12 protein-coding genes are annotated in these 15,178 nt (G+C 63.8%); 6 read left to right on the forward strand and 6 right to left on the reverse strand.

The features are described from left to right. Nucleotides 1–582 (forward strand): hypothetical protein (locus tag ABF821_RS15725; RefSeq protein WP_415530680.1); only part of this gene is annotated, 582 nt, incomplete at its 5' end. A 107-nt stretch (nt 583–689) separates the two neighbouring features. On the opposite strand, the gene ABF821_RS15730 is transcribed toward ABF821_RS15725, so the two are convergent. The 6 genes from ABF821_RS15730 to ABF821_RS15755 all read right to left on the reverse strand — a co-directional run bounded on the left by ABF821_RS15730 (nt 690) and on the right by ABF821_RS15755 (nt 9,768). Next, nucleotides 690–2,894, reverse strand: a complete 2,205-nt coding sequence (locus tag ABF821_RS15730; protein WP_415530682.1) for a penicillin acylase family protein — start codon at nt 2,892–2,894, stop codon at nt 690–692. Nucleotides 2,895–3,031: 137 nt separating this feature from the next. Next, a complete protein-coding gene (locus ABF821_RS15735; RefSeq protein WP_415530683.1) occupies nt 3,032–5,563 on the reverse strand; it encodes a TonB-dependent siderophore receptor in 2,532 nt (843 codons plus the stop codon). Nucleotides 5,564–5,857: 294 nt separating this feature from the next. Then, nucleotides 5,858–6,850: a FecR family protein gene (locus ABF821_RS15740; RefSeq protein WP_182974168.1), complete on the reverse strand. Its 993-nt coding sequence runs from the start codon at nt 6,848–6,850 to the stop codon at nt 5,858–5,860. A gap of 103 nt (nt 6,851–6,953) precedes the next feature. Continuing rightward, nucleotides 6,954–7,454, reverse strand: a complete 501-nt coding sequence (locus ABF821_RS15745; RefSeq protein ID WP_415530684.1) for an RNA polymerase sigma factor — start codon at nt 7,452–7,454, stop codon at nt 6,954–6,956. Between the two features lie 218 nt (nt 7,455–7,672). Further along, a complete protein-coding gene (locus ABF821_RS15750; RefSeq protein ID WP_415530685.1) occupies nt 7,673–8,476 on the reverse strand; it encodes an enoyl-CoA hydratase in 804 nt (267 codons plus the stop codon). Then, complete coding sequence (locus ABF821_RS15755; protein ID WP_182974165.1) at nt 8,473–9,768, reverse strand: CaiB/BaiF CoA transferase family protein; 1,296 nt, start codon at nt 9,766–9,768, stop codon at nt 8,473–8,475. The genes ABF821_RS15750 and ABF821_RS15755 overlap by 4 nt, the downstream gene beginning before the upstream one ends. Before the next feature lie 214 nt (nt 9,769–9,982). Here ABF821_RS15755 and ABF821_RS15760 point away from each other — a divergent pair, with 214 nt between their 5' ends. The 5 genes from ABF821_RS15760 to ABF821_RS15780 all read left to right on the forward strand — a co-directional run bounded on the left by ABF821_RS15760 (nt 9,983) and on the right by ABF821_RS15780 (nt 14,852). Further along, nucleotides 9,983–11,383: an MFS transporter gene (locus ABF821_RS15760; RefSeq protein ID WP_415530686.1), complete on the forward strand. Its 1,401-nt coding sequence runs from the start codon at nt 9,983–9,985 to the stop codon at nt 11,381–11,383. 21 nt (nt 11,384–11,404) lie between these two features. Further along, on the forward strand, nt 11,405–12,088 hold the full coding sequence (locus ABF821_RS15765) for a GntR family transcriptional regulator (RefSeq protein ID WP_415530687.1): 684 nt from the start codon (nt 11,405–11,407) through the stop codon (nt 12,086–12,088). Further along, nucleotides 12,078–12,599 (forward strand): gamma carbonic anhydrase family protein, encoded by a 522-nt coding sequence (locus tag ABF821_RS15770; RefSeq protein WP_183008559.1) that lies wholly within the window; start codon nt 12,078–12,080, stop codon nt 12,597–12,599. The genes ABF821_RS15765 and ABF821_RS15770 overlap by 11 nt, the downstream gene beginning before the upstream one ends. Nucleotides 12,600–12,852: 253 nt before the next feature. Next, nucleotides 12,853–14,265, forward strand: coding sequence for a carbohydrate porin (locus ABF821_RS15775; RefSeq protein WP_415530688.1), 1,413 nt, complete (start codon nt 12,853–12,855; stop codon nt 14,263–14,265). Between the two features lie 125 nt (nt 14,266–14,390). Continuing rightward, a complete protein-coding gene (locus tag ABF821_RS15780; protein WP_415530689.1) occupies nt 14,391–14,852 on the forward strand; it encodes a MarR family winged helix-turn-helix transcriptional regulator in 462 nt (153 codons plus the stop codon). Nucleotides 14,853–15,178 lie beyond the last annotated feature (326 nt).

Raw genomic sequence — 15,178 nt, forward strand, 5'->3', positions numbered from 1 at the left:
GGCATTGAAAGCGCGGACGAACGCCCGAAACTCGCCCCCGTCCCCATGCCGCCCGACGACCAGCTTCCGGGCTCTCCATCCCAGTGGAAAATCCAGAGTGCGCTGAAGCAGCTCGGTTTCTACCACGGCCCGTTGGATGGCGGCTACGCGACCCCCCAATTCCGCGCCGACCTCGAAGTCTATCTGGAAACCATCCCCGACTACCTGACCAGATATGTCCGCCTGCCGTTCGAGGAGATCGTCCTGATGGGGCTGAACAACACCGTCCGTCTGTCCCTGCCCGCAGACCGCACCCTGGCCGCCCCCATGAGCAACCTGGCGCGCGCCAACCTCAACGGCAACGACCTGGCAAGACTGAGGGCGGCCACCGAACGCGCCAACGCCCACCCCGACCAGGAGCAGCAATGGCGCAGCACCGACGGGCGCCGGGGCGGCACGGTCGTCATGTCCGGCGCCCCCAACGGCCCCTGCGGCACATTTTCCCTGCGCGTCGACATCAACGATGCGACGGAAACCGCCGGCCCCCTGGAAGGCTGCCGCCGGCACGGACAATGGGAGGTCATCACCGGCTCCCCCCGCTAGAAGCGGTTCAAAACCCCGCTGGCAACAACTTCCCCCGTACCCCTCGCATCGCACCCCTCCCATCGCACCGGCAATGCGGGGCAATCACCGCGACGGAACGCGCCCCTTCACTGCCGCAGTTCCTCGATCGCAAAAGACGGGTCCTGCCTGATCGCGCTTTCTTCAAACGGAAGCCTGACCATCCGCCCCATCGAGAAAAGATCGGTCTGATCCGCGCAAGCCGGCAAGAGCGGATCGTCCGACTGTCCATAGGTCAACAAGGCATCGGCCACGGGTCGCCCCTTTTTCCAGGTTACGGCCAGCAGATAGCTCGTTCCCATGATGTTCTCATTGGCGTAGCCCGCCCCGCCGAGCGCCCCGAACCCGACGACATTGAGAATCCCTTCCATGCCCGAACCACCTGGCACCGGAATACCCCCAGCCCCGGTTGCACGATACTGCACGCGGGACAGGGGCGCGGAGAGCGGAACATGAAACCGCGTCAACTCGTCCACCGCGCCCTCAAGCGCCTGCCGCAGGGCCGTATGCACGGATGCACGCGCGAACGCGATCCCGCATGGCGTATCGGCCGGAGCGTCCGGATCGAACGGAACACGCCATAAATCCGGAATCTCATGCGCCCTTGTCCAGAACGCCCGAAACAGCACGGCTCCACGACTGTCCGGCCGATCCGTCCGATCCCATGCCAGAAGAACACGGCACGCTTCGGCGGAAACCGGCCTATCATGCGGCTCCGTTCCACACAGTGCCGCCAGAGCGGGAGCCGCCAGTTCCGCCGCATAGTTCCGACTATCCAGAATCATATGCTCGGCCCGATCGAGGGTGACCGGACCCGCCGCCGTCAACCGTCGCAACGAGACAAGACTCATCCGCGCACGCAAACCCAACGGCGTCCCCTTGCCGCCCACGATTTCCGGAACGGAGGAAGAACCGGGCTCCGCCCCCGTTATCCAGGGGGAATTATTGCTGTTGAAGACATAGCGCGTCGTCCGCGCCACCGGCATCTCGCGGGCCGGCAGCACGCCGCGCCGGGTCCAGTCGCACGCGCTGCGGGCACCATCCATCACGGGCACCCCCTCTGGCGAACGCCCGCCGACGAAGCATGAGAGATCGGCATCGTCGGGCAGATCCGGCACGATCGATTCATCCGCATACAATGCCTGCCCCAGACGATCGGCCGCGATGGTGTTGACCCATGGCAACCCACGCACCGCCTTCAGGCCGGCAAGCAGGTCGGCGGCGGAAACGGCGCGATCGATCCGCAGCCATTGCGCGATCATGCGGGTGTTCCGCCGCTCGCTGTCGGCAAGAGCATACGCTTCCGTGTCGGTCCACCGCATGCCCCGCCTTTCGATCGAGACCAGCGGACCATAGCGCGATTCATAGATCACCCGCCGGCGAATCTCCGTCGCTCCCCCCGGCGTCAATACCGGAATCTCCACGACACGCCGCGTCATGGCTTCCGGCCTGCCATCGACGACATACCGGTCCGGATGGCCGGGAACGAGCGCGAGACGGAAAAAGGTGAAACGTCGATCGGTGGAAACCGTATGCGACCACGCCACATCCCTGTTGAAGCCGATATTGATCATCGGCAGTCCCCCGAGCGCCGCGCCCATGACATCCAACCGGCCCGGTATCGTCAGGTGCATCTCGAAGAAGCGGTTCGGCCCATCCCACGGAAAATGCGGATTGCCGACCAGCAACCCGGTCTTCCCTTCCGTTACCGCCGCCCCCAGGGCGTAGGCATTGCTTCCCTCCTTCTCCCCGTGGGCCGCCGGAGCGGGCGGAACCGGGTCGGGCACCGCCCCCTTTACCGTGGCCACCCCCGGCGGAGCCGCGCGAACCATCTGTGGATAAAGCGGCAAAGCGGTGTCGAAGACCGCCTTCTGCGCAATCATTCTGATCACGTCATCAACCGTGACCGGCCCCGCCAACCGTGCACCGCCGCAGGGGCGCGACGCCGCCGGCTTCGACAGGGCAAGATCGACACCGGCCGCATACCCGCTCAAAAGCCGCCACACATCCTTCTGCCGCCGATAACCGTCCCCAAGACGGTCCATATCGAAATAAAACCTGAAAAACATATCGCTTTCCAGGTTCGACCCCGCGCGTCCGCCCGGCCCGGCGGGACGGTCCGGCCCGATAAAACGCGACCGCTCCCCCCGCACGGTCATCACCGTCTCCATGAGCAGACAGCGGTTCAGGCGCGCATAGGCATAGCCCGCCCCGAAGCCCAGCCCCGCGAAATCATCTGCTTTGACATGGGGAATATCGTGCGCGGTCCAGCGCACCACCGCGCGATACGTCACCGGGCGGCCCGAAGCGGTGGAAGAAAAGACCACGCCGCACAGACAGAAAAGGCCGGCCAGACGCGCCCCCCACCGTGAAGATCGATCCGAATCCGCGCGCCGGGGTCCAGCCGCGCCCGCTCGCTCCACCACGCCCGTCACCAACTGTACATCAGGTTGCCGTACACCCTGCGCCCCTGCCCCAGGTAACATTGGTACGTGCCGCAGGTCGTCACATAATATTTGTTGGTCAGGTTCGAAATCGCCACCTGCGCCCGCAATCCTTTCAGCACCGGTGTCAACCCGCCGAAATCGTAATGTGCGCCTATATCGAACAGAAGATAAGGTGGCATTTTATAGGAATTGGCCGGATCGTCATAAGTGAAGCCCGTATATCTTACCCCCCAATTGATACCCAATCCCTTTGCGACAGTCCGGGGCAACGTATAGTCGAAGAAGACCGACATCATGTTGCGCGGCACGCCTTCGACATATTTTCCCTGCTGCGGCACCGCCGCGCCGAACGTTCCCGTCCGGGGGTAAAAAATATTGGTCTTCAGGTTGGATTGCGCAAAGCGCATGTCCGTATAGGTATAGGAACCGACGACCCGCAGATCCGGCGTGATATTGGCGCTGGCCGAGAGTTCCACCCCCTGCGACCGCACCCGCCCCACATCGGCGCTGAAGTTCGGATGGAGCGGGTCCGTGACGAGGTAATGGTTTTCCTCGATATGGAAGACGGAACCGGTCAGCAGGATATCCCGCTCCGGCACCTTGTATTTCAGGCCGGCCTCGAACTGCTTTCCGGTCAGCGGCGCGAACGGGCGGTTCAGGTAATCCGTCGTGCCGAACTGAGGGTTGAAGGAGGATGAGTAGCTGAAATAGGGCGCCAGCCCGAAGTCGAAATTATAGACCAGCCCGGCACGCCAGGTAAACGCGGATTGCGAGACGGTATTGGGCGCGTTCAGTGTCGCCGTACTGCCACCACCGACATGATAATTACGCCGCCCGCCAACAAAGGTTCGGTTATACCAGTCCTGGCGGCCACCGAGCAGAATGGAGAGCCTGTTCCATTTTATCTGGTCCTGGAAATAAACGCCTTCCTGAAAATAGGAAAAATTCTGGATATAAGCTGGATTAGGACATCTCCAGGGCGTCGCCAGACAGGGCGTGAAATCGTAAGCACGCGGATTATAGACATCCACGACGTTGTACGATCCTGCGGTCTGATACTGCCCGGTACTATTGATCTGCCGGAAATCGGACCCCACGATCCAGGTATGCGACACCGGCCCGGTATCGACATGCCCCATCAGCCGCGAATCGAGGCCCACAGTTCGGTTTGCACCGCTGGACGCCCATGGATTCCTGCGGATTTCCGACATTGAAATCGGCTGGTTCAAAACCATGTACTGGGTGGAACGCCAGGAATCCTCCCAGCGAAAATTCTGCACGAATGTTATATATTTATTAAACTCGTGTTTGAACTGATATTCAAACATCGCATCCGTGGCGCGATTGTCGTTGAAAGAAGGCGTACCCAGAAAGGTGCTGCGCGACAGATAGCCTTTCGTGCCCGGAAAGGCGGTGCCGTAGAGCGAATAGGCCGTCTGCGCCACGCCGATCTCGGGGGTGTACATATATTCCCCGATAAGAGAGAGCGATGTCCTGGGATCGATATCCCACGTAAGGGAGGGCAGAACGCCGACACGCCTGTAATTGACGTTATTCATCTGCGTACCCTGCGTCACGCCTATGGCTGCGATCCGGTAGCGCACATTCCCCGATTTCGTGATCCTGTCGCTGACATCGAGCGTCGCTTCATATCGTCCCCAGTTGCCGAAGCCGAGCGTCGCCTGATGCAGCGGGGTCGCGGTCGGCTTCTTCAGGCTCACGCCGATCATGCCACCCGGCGTGGTCTGGCCATACATGACGGAAGACGGCCCATTGACCACATCGATCCGGTCCAGAAAAGCCGTTTCCGTGGCCGACTGCGATTTCGTCATCAAACCATCGACGAATTCCGTGGTATTGAAGCCACGTTGCGTGATTCCGGACCCGGAAGCGCCGGCATTGTAAGTCCCTTCCGGCTCGGCGAAGATCCCCGGACTGTAGCGCAAGGCGTCGGTCAGGCGCTGCGCCTGCTGGTCCACCATCTGCTGCTTGGTCACGACATAGATCGAGTTGGGTATTTCCGTGATCGGCGTATCGGTTTTCGTCGCCGTCAGGGTGTTCTCGGCGACATAGCCGACACCCGGCCCGGTCGGGTCCTGATGCGCGAACGTCCCGCCCACCCGTACCGGCCCCAGCGTGATCGTGGAAGAGGCCCGGCGCAGGATCACGCTGTGCCTGCCGGTCATCTCATAGGTCAGGCCGCTGCCGTTCAGCAGCCTGGCCAGCCCGGCGGACGGCGACTGCGCCCCCCGCAAGCCTGCGCTCCGCAACCCCGCCAGAAGTTCCTGCGGAACCGATACCGCCCAGCCGCTCTGCGTGCCGAATGTCGTCAACGCCGTGGCGAGAGACTGGGGCGCAATATGAAAATTGACGCTCTCCGCCTGGTTGGCGGACGCGGCCCGCAACGCGACCGGATACAATGCGATGCCGCCGAGAACGGTGGATGAGGTCAGGATAACGGCCCGGTGCGCCAAGCCCCTGAAGGAGAAGAAATCCCTCCCGCATACTCGTGACATGCTGTCTTCGCCCCTTTCGGCTATCGTGCGTCAGAGGCCGCCTGCAAAGTCACCCAGCCTGCGATCCGGCGCGACTTTTCAACAGCCTCTCAGGTTCATGCCGAATGATGAGAATGCCTCTCACTCTCTATCATCCCTAACCTTCAACACGTCCGAACAGGGTGCTTTTTCCGCATTTTTCAGAAAAAAAAACGACAGCAATTCATCGAAAACCGGTTCGGTGAACTGCTGTCGTCCATTGTTTTTTACAGACCTCTGCCCTGTTCGAATGCACGCATTCAAACAGGGGCCGCCCTAGCGGCTCATGACCGCCAGCCACGGCGTCACATGCATGACATGGGCTTTCTGGCCGCGTGCCAGCGTTTCGAATGCCTGATCGGGCTCATCGAGCGGATACGTTCCAGTCACCCGTTCCACCCGCAGTTCCGCGCCGTACACGAACAGCCGGCCACGCGGCACATAGGCTTGCAGCGCCGCCGCGATCTCCGCCACCGGCAGATCATGCGCCACGAAGATGCCGGTGGACCACAATCCGACCTCGTCGGGGTCAACCGCCTGCGTGGCGAGATGGATACCGCGCAACGTCGCCGCCTGCCCGGCACCGAGAAAGACGGCCGGTTCCCGCAGGCCGTTCTCCTGCACCGAAACCCGCCCCTCCCGCACAGCCACCGTCGCCTCATGCCCGCCGCCCAGTCGCACATCGAACACCGTGCCGACATCCGTAACCGTCAGGCGCCCGGCAAGCACGGAGAACGGGCGCGCGGCATCATGGCGCACCGTAAAGAGGGCCTCTCCCCTGAGAAGCCGCACATGGCGATGCCCGTCCAGAAAATCGAGCGCCACCGCGCTCTCGGGCGCGAGAACCGCCCGGCTGCCGTCAGCCAGTTCCAGCGTGCGCGTTTCCTGCCGTCCCGTCGCATAATCGGCCTGCCAGCGCACCATCATCTCAGGCCCGATCAGGATCGCGACGGCCGCGGCCGCCACCGATGCAAGAGCGGAGAGGCCGATCCCCGGCAGGCGGCGCCTCCAGCGCTTTCTTCGATAGGTCCGCATCGTCGGCACCGGAACAGGCAGGGCATCGTCCGGGATCGCCTTGAGCAGACCCATGGTTCGGACAACCTGCCGCCATTCCGCGTCACGCGCCGGATCGGCGGCCCGCCACATCTCGAAATGCTTCACGACCTCGGGATCGTCATCCTCTTCGCGAAGCAGAATATGCCATTCCACGGCACGCCGTGGCCAGGCGGACAGGTCCCCCCTGCCATCGCCCCCGCCGTCGCCACTCATGCGTTGTTCCCCCCGAAGACCAGCCGCGGGTTTCGTATGGCAAAACCGGTCCCCTCGATACTCGACACGTTCGGGGCGTGTGTTTTTTCACCGTGACGCGACATTATTCCGTCGAATCGAACGCCAGGCGGCAGCGTTCCATCCCGTCGGCGACCAGCCCATGCACGCGCGTAATCGACATATCGAGTATCCGGGCGATCTCGCGCAGTTTCAGCCCGTCGAAACGATACAGGATGATCGCCTGCTGCGTCACGTCCGGCAGCCCCCGAAGGCATGCCATCACCCGTTCGAGTTCCAGGCGGGCCGCCAGTTCGGTTTCCAGGCCGGGAACGTCCGCCGCGATCGCCTCCATGGCCCTGCCTTCGATCCGCACGAAACGCTGGTCCTCGCGAACCGCCCGGCGACGCCTGTCCAGTGCAAGATTGCGGATGACACGATAGAGGAAACTCAGGGGATTCTCCGGATGCATCCCATGGCAACGCAGCCATGCCTCCTGGACCAGATCCTCGGCCAGCGCGGTGTCCCCCATGATCCGTCCGGCATAATGAAGAAGCTGCCCGCGATTGGAGAGATAGCAGGCCAGCAATTCAGGCTTTCCCCCCAAGGGACACCTCTCCCGCCGCACCGTTTGGTCGGACGGCCCACGCAAATGAGAACAATTCTCATTTTGTTACGCGAGGGGGCCGGGAAAGGCAAGGGGAGCGGACCACGCATCCCTCCTCCCCCGGCCGCGAACATGAACACTCACGCCCGCGCCGGCCTCCACGGCTACGACCAGACCAGACCAGACCGCCCGTTACGGCCGAATGGCCCGCGCCCGCGTCACCGCCCCTCCCACTGCGCCGGCGCCCCGGTCCCGAACGCCGCGACCCCCCGATGAAAATCCGCGCTGCCGTAACACAGCCGGATCAGGTCGGCCATTTCCGGCACCGCGCTCTCTCCCAGCCGGCGCAACGCCTCGCGCGTCACCGCGATCGTGATGGGCGCATGCCCGCAGATCCGTCGGCAGAGCTTGACGACGGTCGCCTCCAGTTCTTCGGCCGGCACGATGGCATGCAGATACCCGATGCCCGCCAGATCCTCGGCCGCCGGCATCTCGGCCAGCAGCGTCATGCGCTTCACCCAGCTTACCCCCAGCGTGCGCTCCAGCCGGGCGAGATTGGCGCCGGAGAGACAGTTGCCCAGCGTGCGGGCGATCGGCACGCCGAACCGCGCCCCCGCCGCCGCGATGCGAAAATCGCAGGCATTGGCAATCGCCAGCCCCCCGCCGACCGCCCAGCCCTCGACCACCGCAAGCGTCGGCACCGCAATCCGGTCCAGCCGCGCAATGCACTGGTCGATCCCCTGCTCATACGCCACGCCATCCTCGCCCGAGCGGAAATCGCGAAACTGCGCAATATCGGTCCCGGCGACAAAAGCCTGTCCCCCCGCCCCCCGCAGCACCGCCACCCGCAGGCCCGGCGTCGTATCGATCCGCTCGATCGCCTCGCCAAGGTCGCGATACATCTGCCACGTCATGGCATTGCGTGCCTGCGGCCGGTCGAAAACGATCGTGGCCACCTCGCCCTCGATCGTCAGCCGCACCCGGCCGGCAACGGGCTCCTCCCGCTCCGCCACACCGTTCATGACGCAAACGCTCCCGCATCCGTCAGGCCGGCAATCGCCTCGTCCGACAGGCCGCGCTCGGCCAGGATCTCGCGCGTATGCTCCCCCAGCAGCGGCGGCGGCCGGCGCACGGTCGGCGGCGTGCCGCGCAACTTCACCGGAAAGCCGATATTGGGAATCGTCCCTTCCACCGGGTGCGGAATTTCCATCTTCATCTCGCGGAATTTCCCATGATCGCTCTCGAACGCCTCGGGGTAGGTATTCATCCGCCCGGCCGGAATCCCCTTGGCCAGCAGCGTCTCCACCCATTCCTCCGAGGGCCGGGTCATGAAAGTCTTTTCCAGTTCCTCGATCAGCACCACCCGGTTGGCCAGCCGGTCGGAAATGGTGGCAAAGCGCGGATCGTCCAGCAGCTCCGCCCGCCCCAGCTCATTGCAGAGCTTCACCCACAATTTCTGGTTGGTCGCCCCCATCACGAAATACCCGTCCGACGCCCGCACCGCCTGATAGGGCGCGCTCATACGGTTGGCGGTCCCCAACGGCTCGGGGATGGTCCCCTTCCCCCAATATTCCGAGATATCCCATATCGAAAACGCCATCGCCGAGTCGAACAGCGAGGCATCGATAAACTGCCCCTGCCCACTCTTCTCGCAGCCGATATAGGCCGCGAGGATCGCATAGGTCGCAAACAGCGCGCAGCCGATATCCGCCACCGGCACCCCGGCTTTCACCGGCGGCCCGCCAGGGTGCCCGGTCACGCTCATCACGCCCGACATCGCCTGCGCCATCAGGTCGAATCCCGGCCGCATGGCCCACGGCCCGGTCTGGCCGAAGCCCGAAATGCTGGCATAGACAAGGCGCGGATTGATCTTCGCCAGCGTCTCGTAGTCGATGCCCAGCTTGCGCACCACGCCGGGGCGATAATTCTCCACGACGATATCGGCCGTCTTCACAAGATCGAGAAAAACCTGCCGCCCGGCCGGGTTCTTCAGGTTCAGCGCGATGCTGCGCTTGTTCCTGTTCATGTTCAGGAACCCCATGCTGTCATCGCCCTTCATGCGAAACCCCATGGCCCCGCGCGTCTGGTCGCCCGTCCCCGGCGGCTCGATCTTGATGATGTCGGCCCCCAGGTCGCCCAGCAGCATGGTGCAGACCGGCCCGGCCATCACCTGGGTCACGTCCAGTACCCGGATTCCGGCCAGCGGCAGCGCCCGGCCGCCCGCCGCGCCCGGCCGCGCGTCATGGCCGCCCGCCGGGTCGTCCCTACGGTCCTGCGTCGCCGATGTGTCGTGAGAGTGGAGCGTGCTGTCCATGAAAGGGCCCTCCGTCTTTTATCCCGTTTTCGTGATTGAACGGGTGTTGGTATTTTGCATTCATAATTCATAATGCCGATGTGCTACAAGCATTCCGGCAGGACAGGGGGGACAGTACTCCGTTCTGTGAAAGGCCATGAAACGCCGCGTCGGCCATGCTCCCCAAAGGGACCGGCGACGGCGCACTCAAAAAAAACAAGAAACGAGGCCGACCATGTTCCACGGCAAGACAATGACGCCGACCGCCTATATCCGTCACACCCTCACCACCGCGCCGGGCCGCATCTTCGGGCTGGTGTGCGTGATGTATTTCATCACCTATGTCGATCGCGTGAACATCTCGACGCTGGCGCCCCTGATGGCGCACGACCTGCACCTGTCGAACGTTCAGTTGGGGCTGGCCCTGTCCGCGTTCGGCTATCCCTACGCCCTGCTGCAAATCGCGGGCGGCAGCCTGGCCGACAGCCTCGGCCCACGCCGCACGCTGGTCATCAGCGGCCTCATCTGGGGTGTCGCCACCATCCTCACCGGCCTGGTGGGCGGCCTGCTCTCGCTGATCGCCATCCGCGTCCTGCTGGGCATCGGCGAGGGCGCGACCTTCCCCGCCGCCACGCGCGCGGTGGCCGCATGGGTTCCCTCCACCCGGCGCGGCTACGCCCAGGGCATGATGCATTCCTCATCGCGCCTAGCCAACGCGCTCACCCCGCCGCTGACGGTCATGATCGCCCTGTGGCTGGGCTGGCGCGGCGCCTTCATGGCGCTGGGCTGCGTCAGCCTGGGCTGGACGCTGGCCTGGGCCTTCATGTTCCGCGACCGCCCGGCCAGCCACCCAGGCGTCACCGCCGCCGAACTGGCCGAACTCCCGGTCATCGACACGCCCCGCACGGGCACCGCCAGACCGTCCATCCCGTGGCGGGCGCTGATCCGCGCCATGATGCCGGCCACGCTGATCTATTTCTGCTACAACTGGACGCTGTGGCTCTACATCACCTGGCTGCCGTCCTTCTTCGTGCAGGCTTACGGGCTGAACCTGAAGCACACCGCCATCTTCTCGTTCGGCGTCTTCACCGCCGGCGTGGTGGGCGATACCTGCGGCGGCCTGTTCACCGACTATCTGTACCGCCGCCACGGCAACCTGCCGCAGGCACGGCGCCAGGTCATCATCGCCAGCATGATCGGCTCCATGCTCTGCCTGCTGCCGGCGCTGTTCGTGCATAATCTCACCGCCATCGGCATCGCGCTGTCGGCGGCCTTCTTCTTCCTGGAATTGACTGTCGGCCCGATCTGGGCGATCCCGATGGACATGGCGCCCCAATATGCCGGTACCAGCAGCGGAATCATGAACACGGGCTCGGCCATCGCCGGCATCCTGTCGCCGTTCGCCTTCGGCCTGATCATCGACCTGTCGCACAGCTACAGCCTGCCGTTCTACGGCCCGGTCGTCCTGCTGATCGTCGGCGCCGCGCTGGCGTTCCACTACCTGCCGTCGCGCCCCGACGCCGCCCCCGGATCATCGACCCCGGATGCGCCGAACCTGGGCACACCGAACCTGGGCACATCGAACCCTGGCGCCCCCCTGTCGGGCCACAAGCTCGGCAACGCCCATGGTCATTGACCACCGGAGACCCAGCCCGCCATGACCGAGCCCACGATCGTCCCGCGCCTCAACCTTCACGACACGCTCATCACCGCCCTGCGCGGCATGATTCTCGACGGCGTGCTGGTGCCGGGCGAGAAGATCGCCGAGCGCGCGCTATGCGACCGGTTCGGCATTTCCCGAACCCCGCTGCGCGAGGCGCTGAAGGTCCTGGCGTCGGAAGGGCTGGTCGAGCTGCTGCCCCGGCGCGGCGCGGTCGTGGCACAGATCACCGAGGCCGATATCCACAATCTGTTCCCGATCATGGGCGCGCTGGAAGGCGTGGCCGGCGAACTGGCCTGCGCCCGCGCCACCGCGCAGGACATCGCCCACGTCCGCGCACTGCACGACGAGATGATGCAAAGCTACGCACGGCGCGACGAACAACGCTACCTGCGCCAGAACCGGCAGGTCCACGAGGCCATCTTCGCCCTGGCCCGCAATCCGGCCCTGTCGGAGATGTACCAGCAGATCCTGGCGCGCATCCATGTCTGCCGCTTCATCCGGCGCAAGGACGATCGCGACTGGGCCACCGCCATCGCGGAACACGATGCCATCATGGACGCCCTGGAACAGCGCGACGGGGCGCGCCTGTCACAACTCATGCGCGACCATATCGCGGGGACCAGCGCGCGCATCGCCCTGGCCTCGCTGGACGGGAGTGAGGAACGAGATGCTGTTTGAATATGACGGCCAGACCCCCGACCTGTCGGCCGAAAATACCTACGTGGCACCGACCGCCACGCTGATCGGCGCCATCACGGTGCAGGCGGCGGCCAGCATCTGGTTCGGCGCCGTCCTGCGCGGCGATTCCGAGCGCATCGTCATCGGCGCCGGCAGCAACGTGCAGGACAATTCCGTCCTGCACACCGATCCCGGATTTCCGCTGGAAATCGCCGAGGATGTCACGATCGGCCACATGGTCATCCTGCATGGCTGCCGCATCGGCGCCGGCTCGCTGATCGGCATGGGCTCGGTGATCATGAACGGCGCCCAGATCGGCCGAAACTGCCTGGTCGCCGCCGGCAGCCTGGTCCCGGAAGGCAGGATTTTCCCCGACGGCTCGGTCATTCGCGGCCGCCCGGCCACGCTCGTCGGCCCCGTCACCCCGGCGCACGAGGCGATGATGAAGGGCGCCAGCCAGGCTTACCGCGACCGCGCATGCCAGTATCGCGACAAGCTACGCCCGACATAGGGCAGTAAAAGCACTACAAAAACAGTAAAACCCACCCGCCACGCCAAAAAGACAGCGCGGCGGGCAACAGAACGATCCGTACAAAGGCGCCGCCATCGCAACGGCGCCCTGACGAACACGCGTACCCATAAAAACAAGAAACAAGAAAAAACAAGGTCACCAGAACAATGGTGACCACACCCCGGACATCCCGAAGAACAGGAAAACTGTCGTGTCCATATCATCCTTTCTTTCCCATAGCGGGAACAGGAAGATGTCCCTCGCCGTCGCGAGCCTCTTCCTTGCCGTCGGTCCTGGTCCGCTCTCGGCGGCGACGGCGCCGCCCTATACGGGCCTGACCTCCCCCAGCGGTCCGTCCACCTTTCTCGACAGTCCGACGGCGTACGACAACACGCCCTTCGCGCCCAACACCGAACACGCCAACAGCGCCTGGAACAAGCTGCGCGGCAGCCTGGCCAACAAGGGCATCGGCCTGGGCATCGATTATGTCGGCGAGAGCGCCATCATCCTGAATGGCGGCCGCTCCGACGTGACCGGTTCGGCCGGCTACACGCACCAGGTCGCGGTCCAGGTCAACCTGAACTGGCACAAGCTGGTCGGCTGGAAAGGGTTCAACACGCATTTCGTCTTCGTCAACCGCGCCGGCCACAATCTCTCGACCGATGCGGGCGACCGCTCACTGGTCAACGTGCAGGAAATCTACGGTGGCGGCGGCAATGTCATCGTCCATCTCGTATCCGCTTACGGCACGCAGGATCTCCTGAACCAGCGCCTGCAACTCGCGCTGGGCTACATGTCGGTCAATCTCGATTTCTCGACTTCGCCGCTTTTTTGCACGTTCATGAACAATGCCATATGCGGCAACCCGAAAACCGAAACCAAGGGCTCGATCGGCTTCAACAACACGCCCAACGGCGTGCTGGGCGGCCGGCTGCGGTTCTGGCCCCTGCATGGCCTGTATGTGCAGGGCGGCGCCTATGGCGTCAATTCCGGCCTCGGCCAGCCCAAATACACCCGCACCGGGTTCGAGTTCGATACCAGCGCCTATACGGGCGTGTATGTTCCCTTTGAAATCGGGGCCATTCCCGTTTTCGGCCCCCACGCGCTGGTCGGCCATTACAAGATCGCCGCCGCCTACGATTCCTCGCCCTATCCCTCGTACTACACGGATATCAACGGCAACCCCATCCCCCTGACCGGCCTGCCCGCCCGCACCGGTCGCGGCAAGATCCAGGTCTGGACCACGATGGACCAGATGCTCTTCCGCCACGGCCGCGGCATCTACGAGGGCCTGTATGTCATGGCGGGCTATGTCCACAACGCCCCGCGCGCCTCGCCCTACGAGCATCAATATTATCTCGGCCTGTCCGATCGCGGCATGGTTCCGGGGCGGCCGAACGACGTGATCGGCATCATGGTCAACCACGTCACCGCCAGTTCCACGCTCGTCGCGGCCCAGAAACTCTATTACCGGCGCGGCAGGAAACTGCCCGCCAACGCGCTTACGCCCCAAAGCTCCGCCACGGTGCTCGAAGCCACCTACAACATCCATATCCGCCAGGGCATCTGGGTCCAGCCGGACTTCCAGTACGTCATCAACCCCAACCTTGAACGGAAGGTAAAGAATCTCAGCGTCCTCGGCCTGCGCCTGCGCGTCATCTTCTAACCCGCCGCGAAGGTTTCCGACGCGACCGGGCATCCGGATTGTCCGGCCGCGCTCGCATTGCCACCGAATCTGATCTACAATTCCAAATAGAAACACAAAGCCGATGACAAGAATGAGACTACACCGTGACCAGCCGCCGCAAAACCCCGTCCTCACCCGAATTCAGACTTGAAGACTCCCCCTTCTACTGGATGAGCCGCATCACCAGCCTGCACGCATTGAAGGCGGAACGCGCTTTGAAGCGCGCAGGCCTGGATCTTTCGCAATGGAAAGTGCTCTCCGCCCTGTCGCAGCGCGATATGTCGTCGTTGTCGCAATTGATGGACGAGGCCATTCTCAAGCAATCCACACTGACGAAAGTCATCCAGCGCATGGTGGCGGAAGGGCTGGTCCATGTCGCGACGTCCCAGGGTGACGGGCGCGCGATCCACATCACCATCACCGATCGCGGCCGCGAGACGCTCGAACGCCTGCGCCCGGAAATCGGGCAGATCTTCTCGTTCGTCTTCGGCGACCTGTCCGATACCGAAATGGACACGATGAACGCGCGCCTCCAGGCCATCTTCGAACAGCTCCGGCACTTCTGACTCCCCATCGCCGCCGGCCAGCCCGGCCGGCGTCCACCGCATCGCATTCCTCAACGCAACCGACCGGGACGCACGCCCCAGCCGGCTGAACGCGCGCCCACACATTAACTAAAATTAATATGAAAAGTGATGTTTCCGGAGACGAAACGTGGTTCGATAAATCATCGAACCGATTTTGCCCCCGAAACCATAAAAGGATTTACAATGTCCGCGCGCCCCCGCCGTGCTGTAAACCCGCGCCCGCAATGGTCCATAGCGACCGTGATCGCCACCTCCGCCCTCCTCGCGTCCGCCATGCCCGCCCCCGCCGGGGCGCAGGATACGCC

This window comes from Gluconacetobacter sp. (assembly GCF_047721585.1).
Lineage (GTDB): Bacteria > Pseudomonadota > Alphaproteobacteria > Acetobacterales > Acetobacteraceae > Gluconacetobacter > Gluconacetobacter dulcium.

Coding starts and splice junctions, on each gene's coding strand:
- ABF821_RS15735 (WP_415530683.1), bottom strand. CDS start 5,563: ATGTCACGAGTATGCGGGAGGGATTTCTTCTCCTTCAGGGGCTTGGCG.
- ABF821_RS15740 (WP_182974168.1), bottom strand. CDS start 6,850: ATGAGTGGCGACGGCGGGGGCGATGGCAGGGGGGACCTGTCCGCCTGG.
- ABF821_RS15750 (WP_415530685.1), bottom strand. CDS start 8,476: ATGAACGGTGTGGCGGAGCGGGAGGAGCCCGTTGCCGGCCGGGTGCGG.
- ABF821_RS15755 (WP_182974165.1), bottom strand. CDS start 9,768: ATGGACAGCACGCTCCACTCTCACGACACATCGGCGACGCAGGACCGT.
- ABF821_RS15760 (WP_415530686.1), top strand. CDS start 9,983: ATGTTCCACGGCAAGACAATGACGCCGACCGCCTATATCCGTCACACC.
- ABF821_RS15765 (WP_415530687.1), top strand. CDS start 11,405: ATGACCGAGCCCACGATCGTCCCGCGCCTCAACCTTCACGACACGCTC.
- ABF821_RS15770 (WP_183008559.1), top strand. CDS start 12,078: ATGCTGTTTGAATATGACGGCCAGACCCCCGACCTGTCGGCCGAAAAT.
- ABF821_RS15775 (WP_415530688.1), top strand. CDS start 12,853: ATGTCCCTCGCCGTCGCGAGCCTCTTCCTTGCCGTCGGTCCTGGTCCG.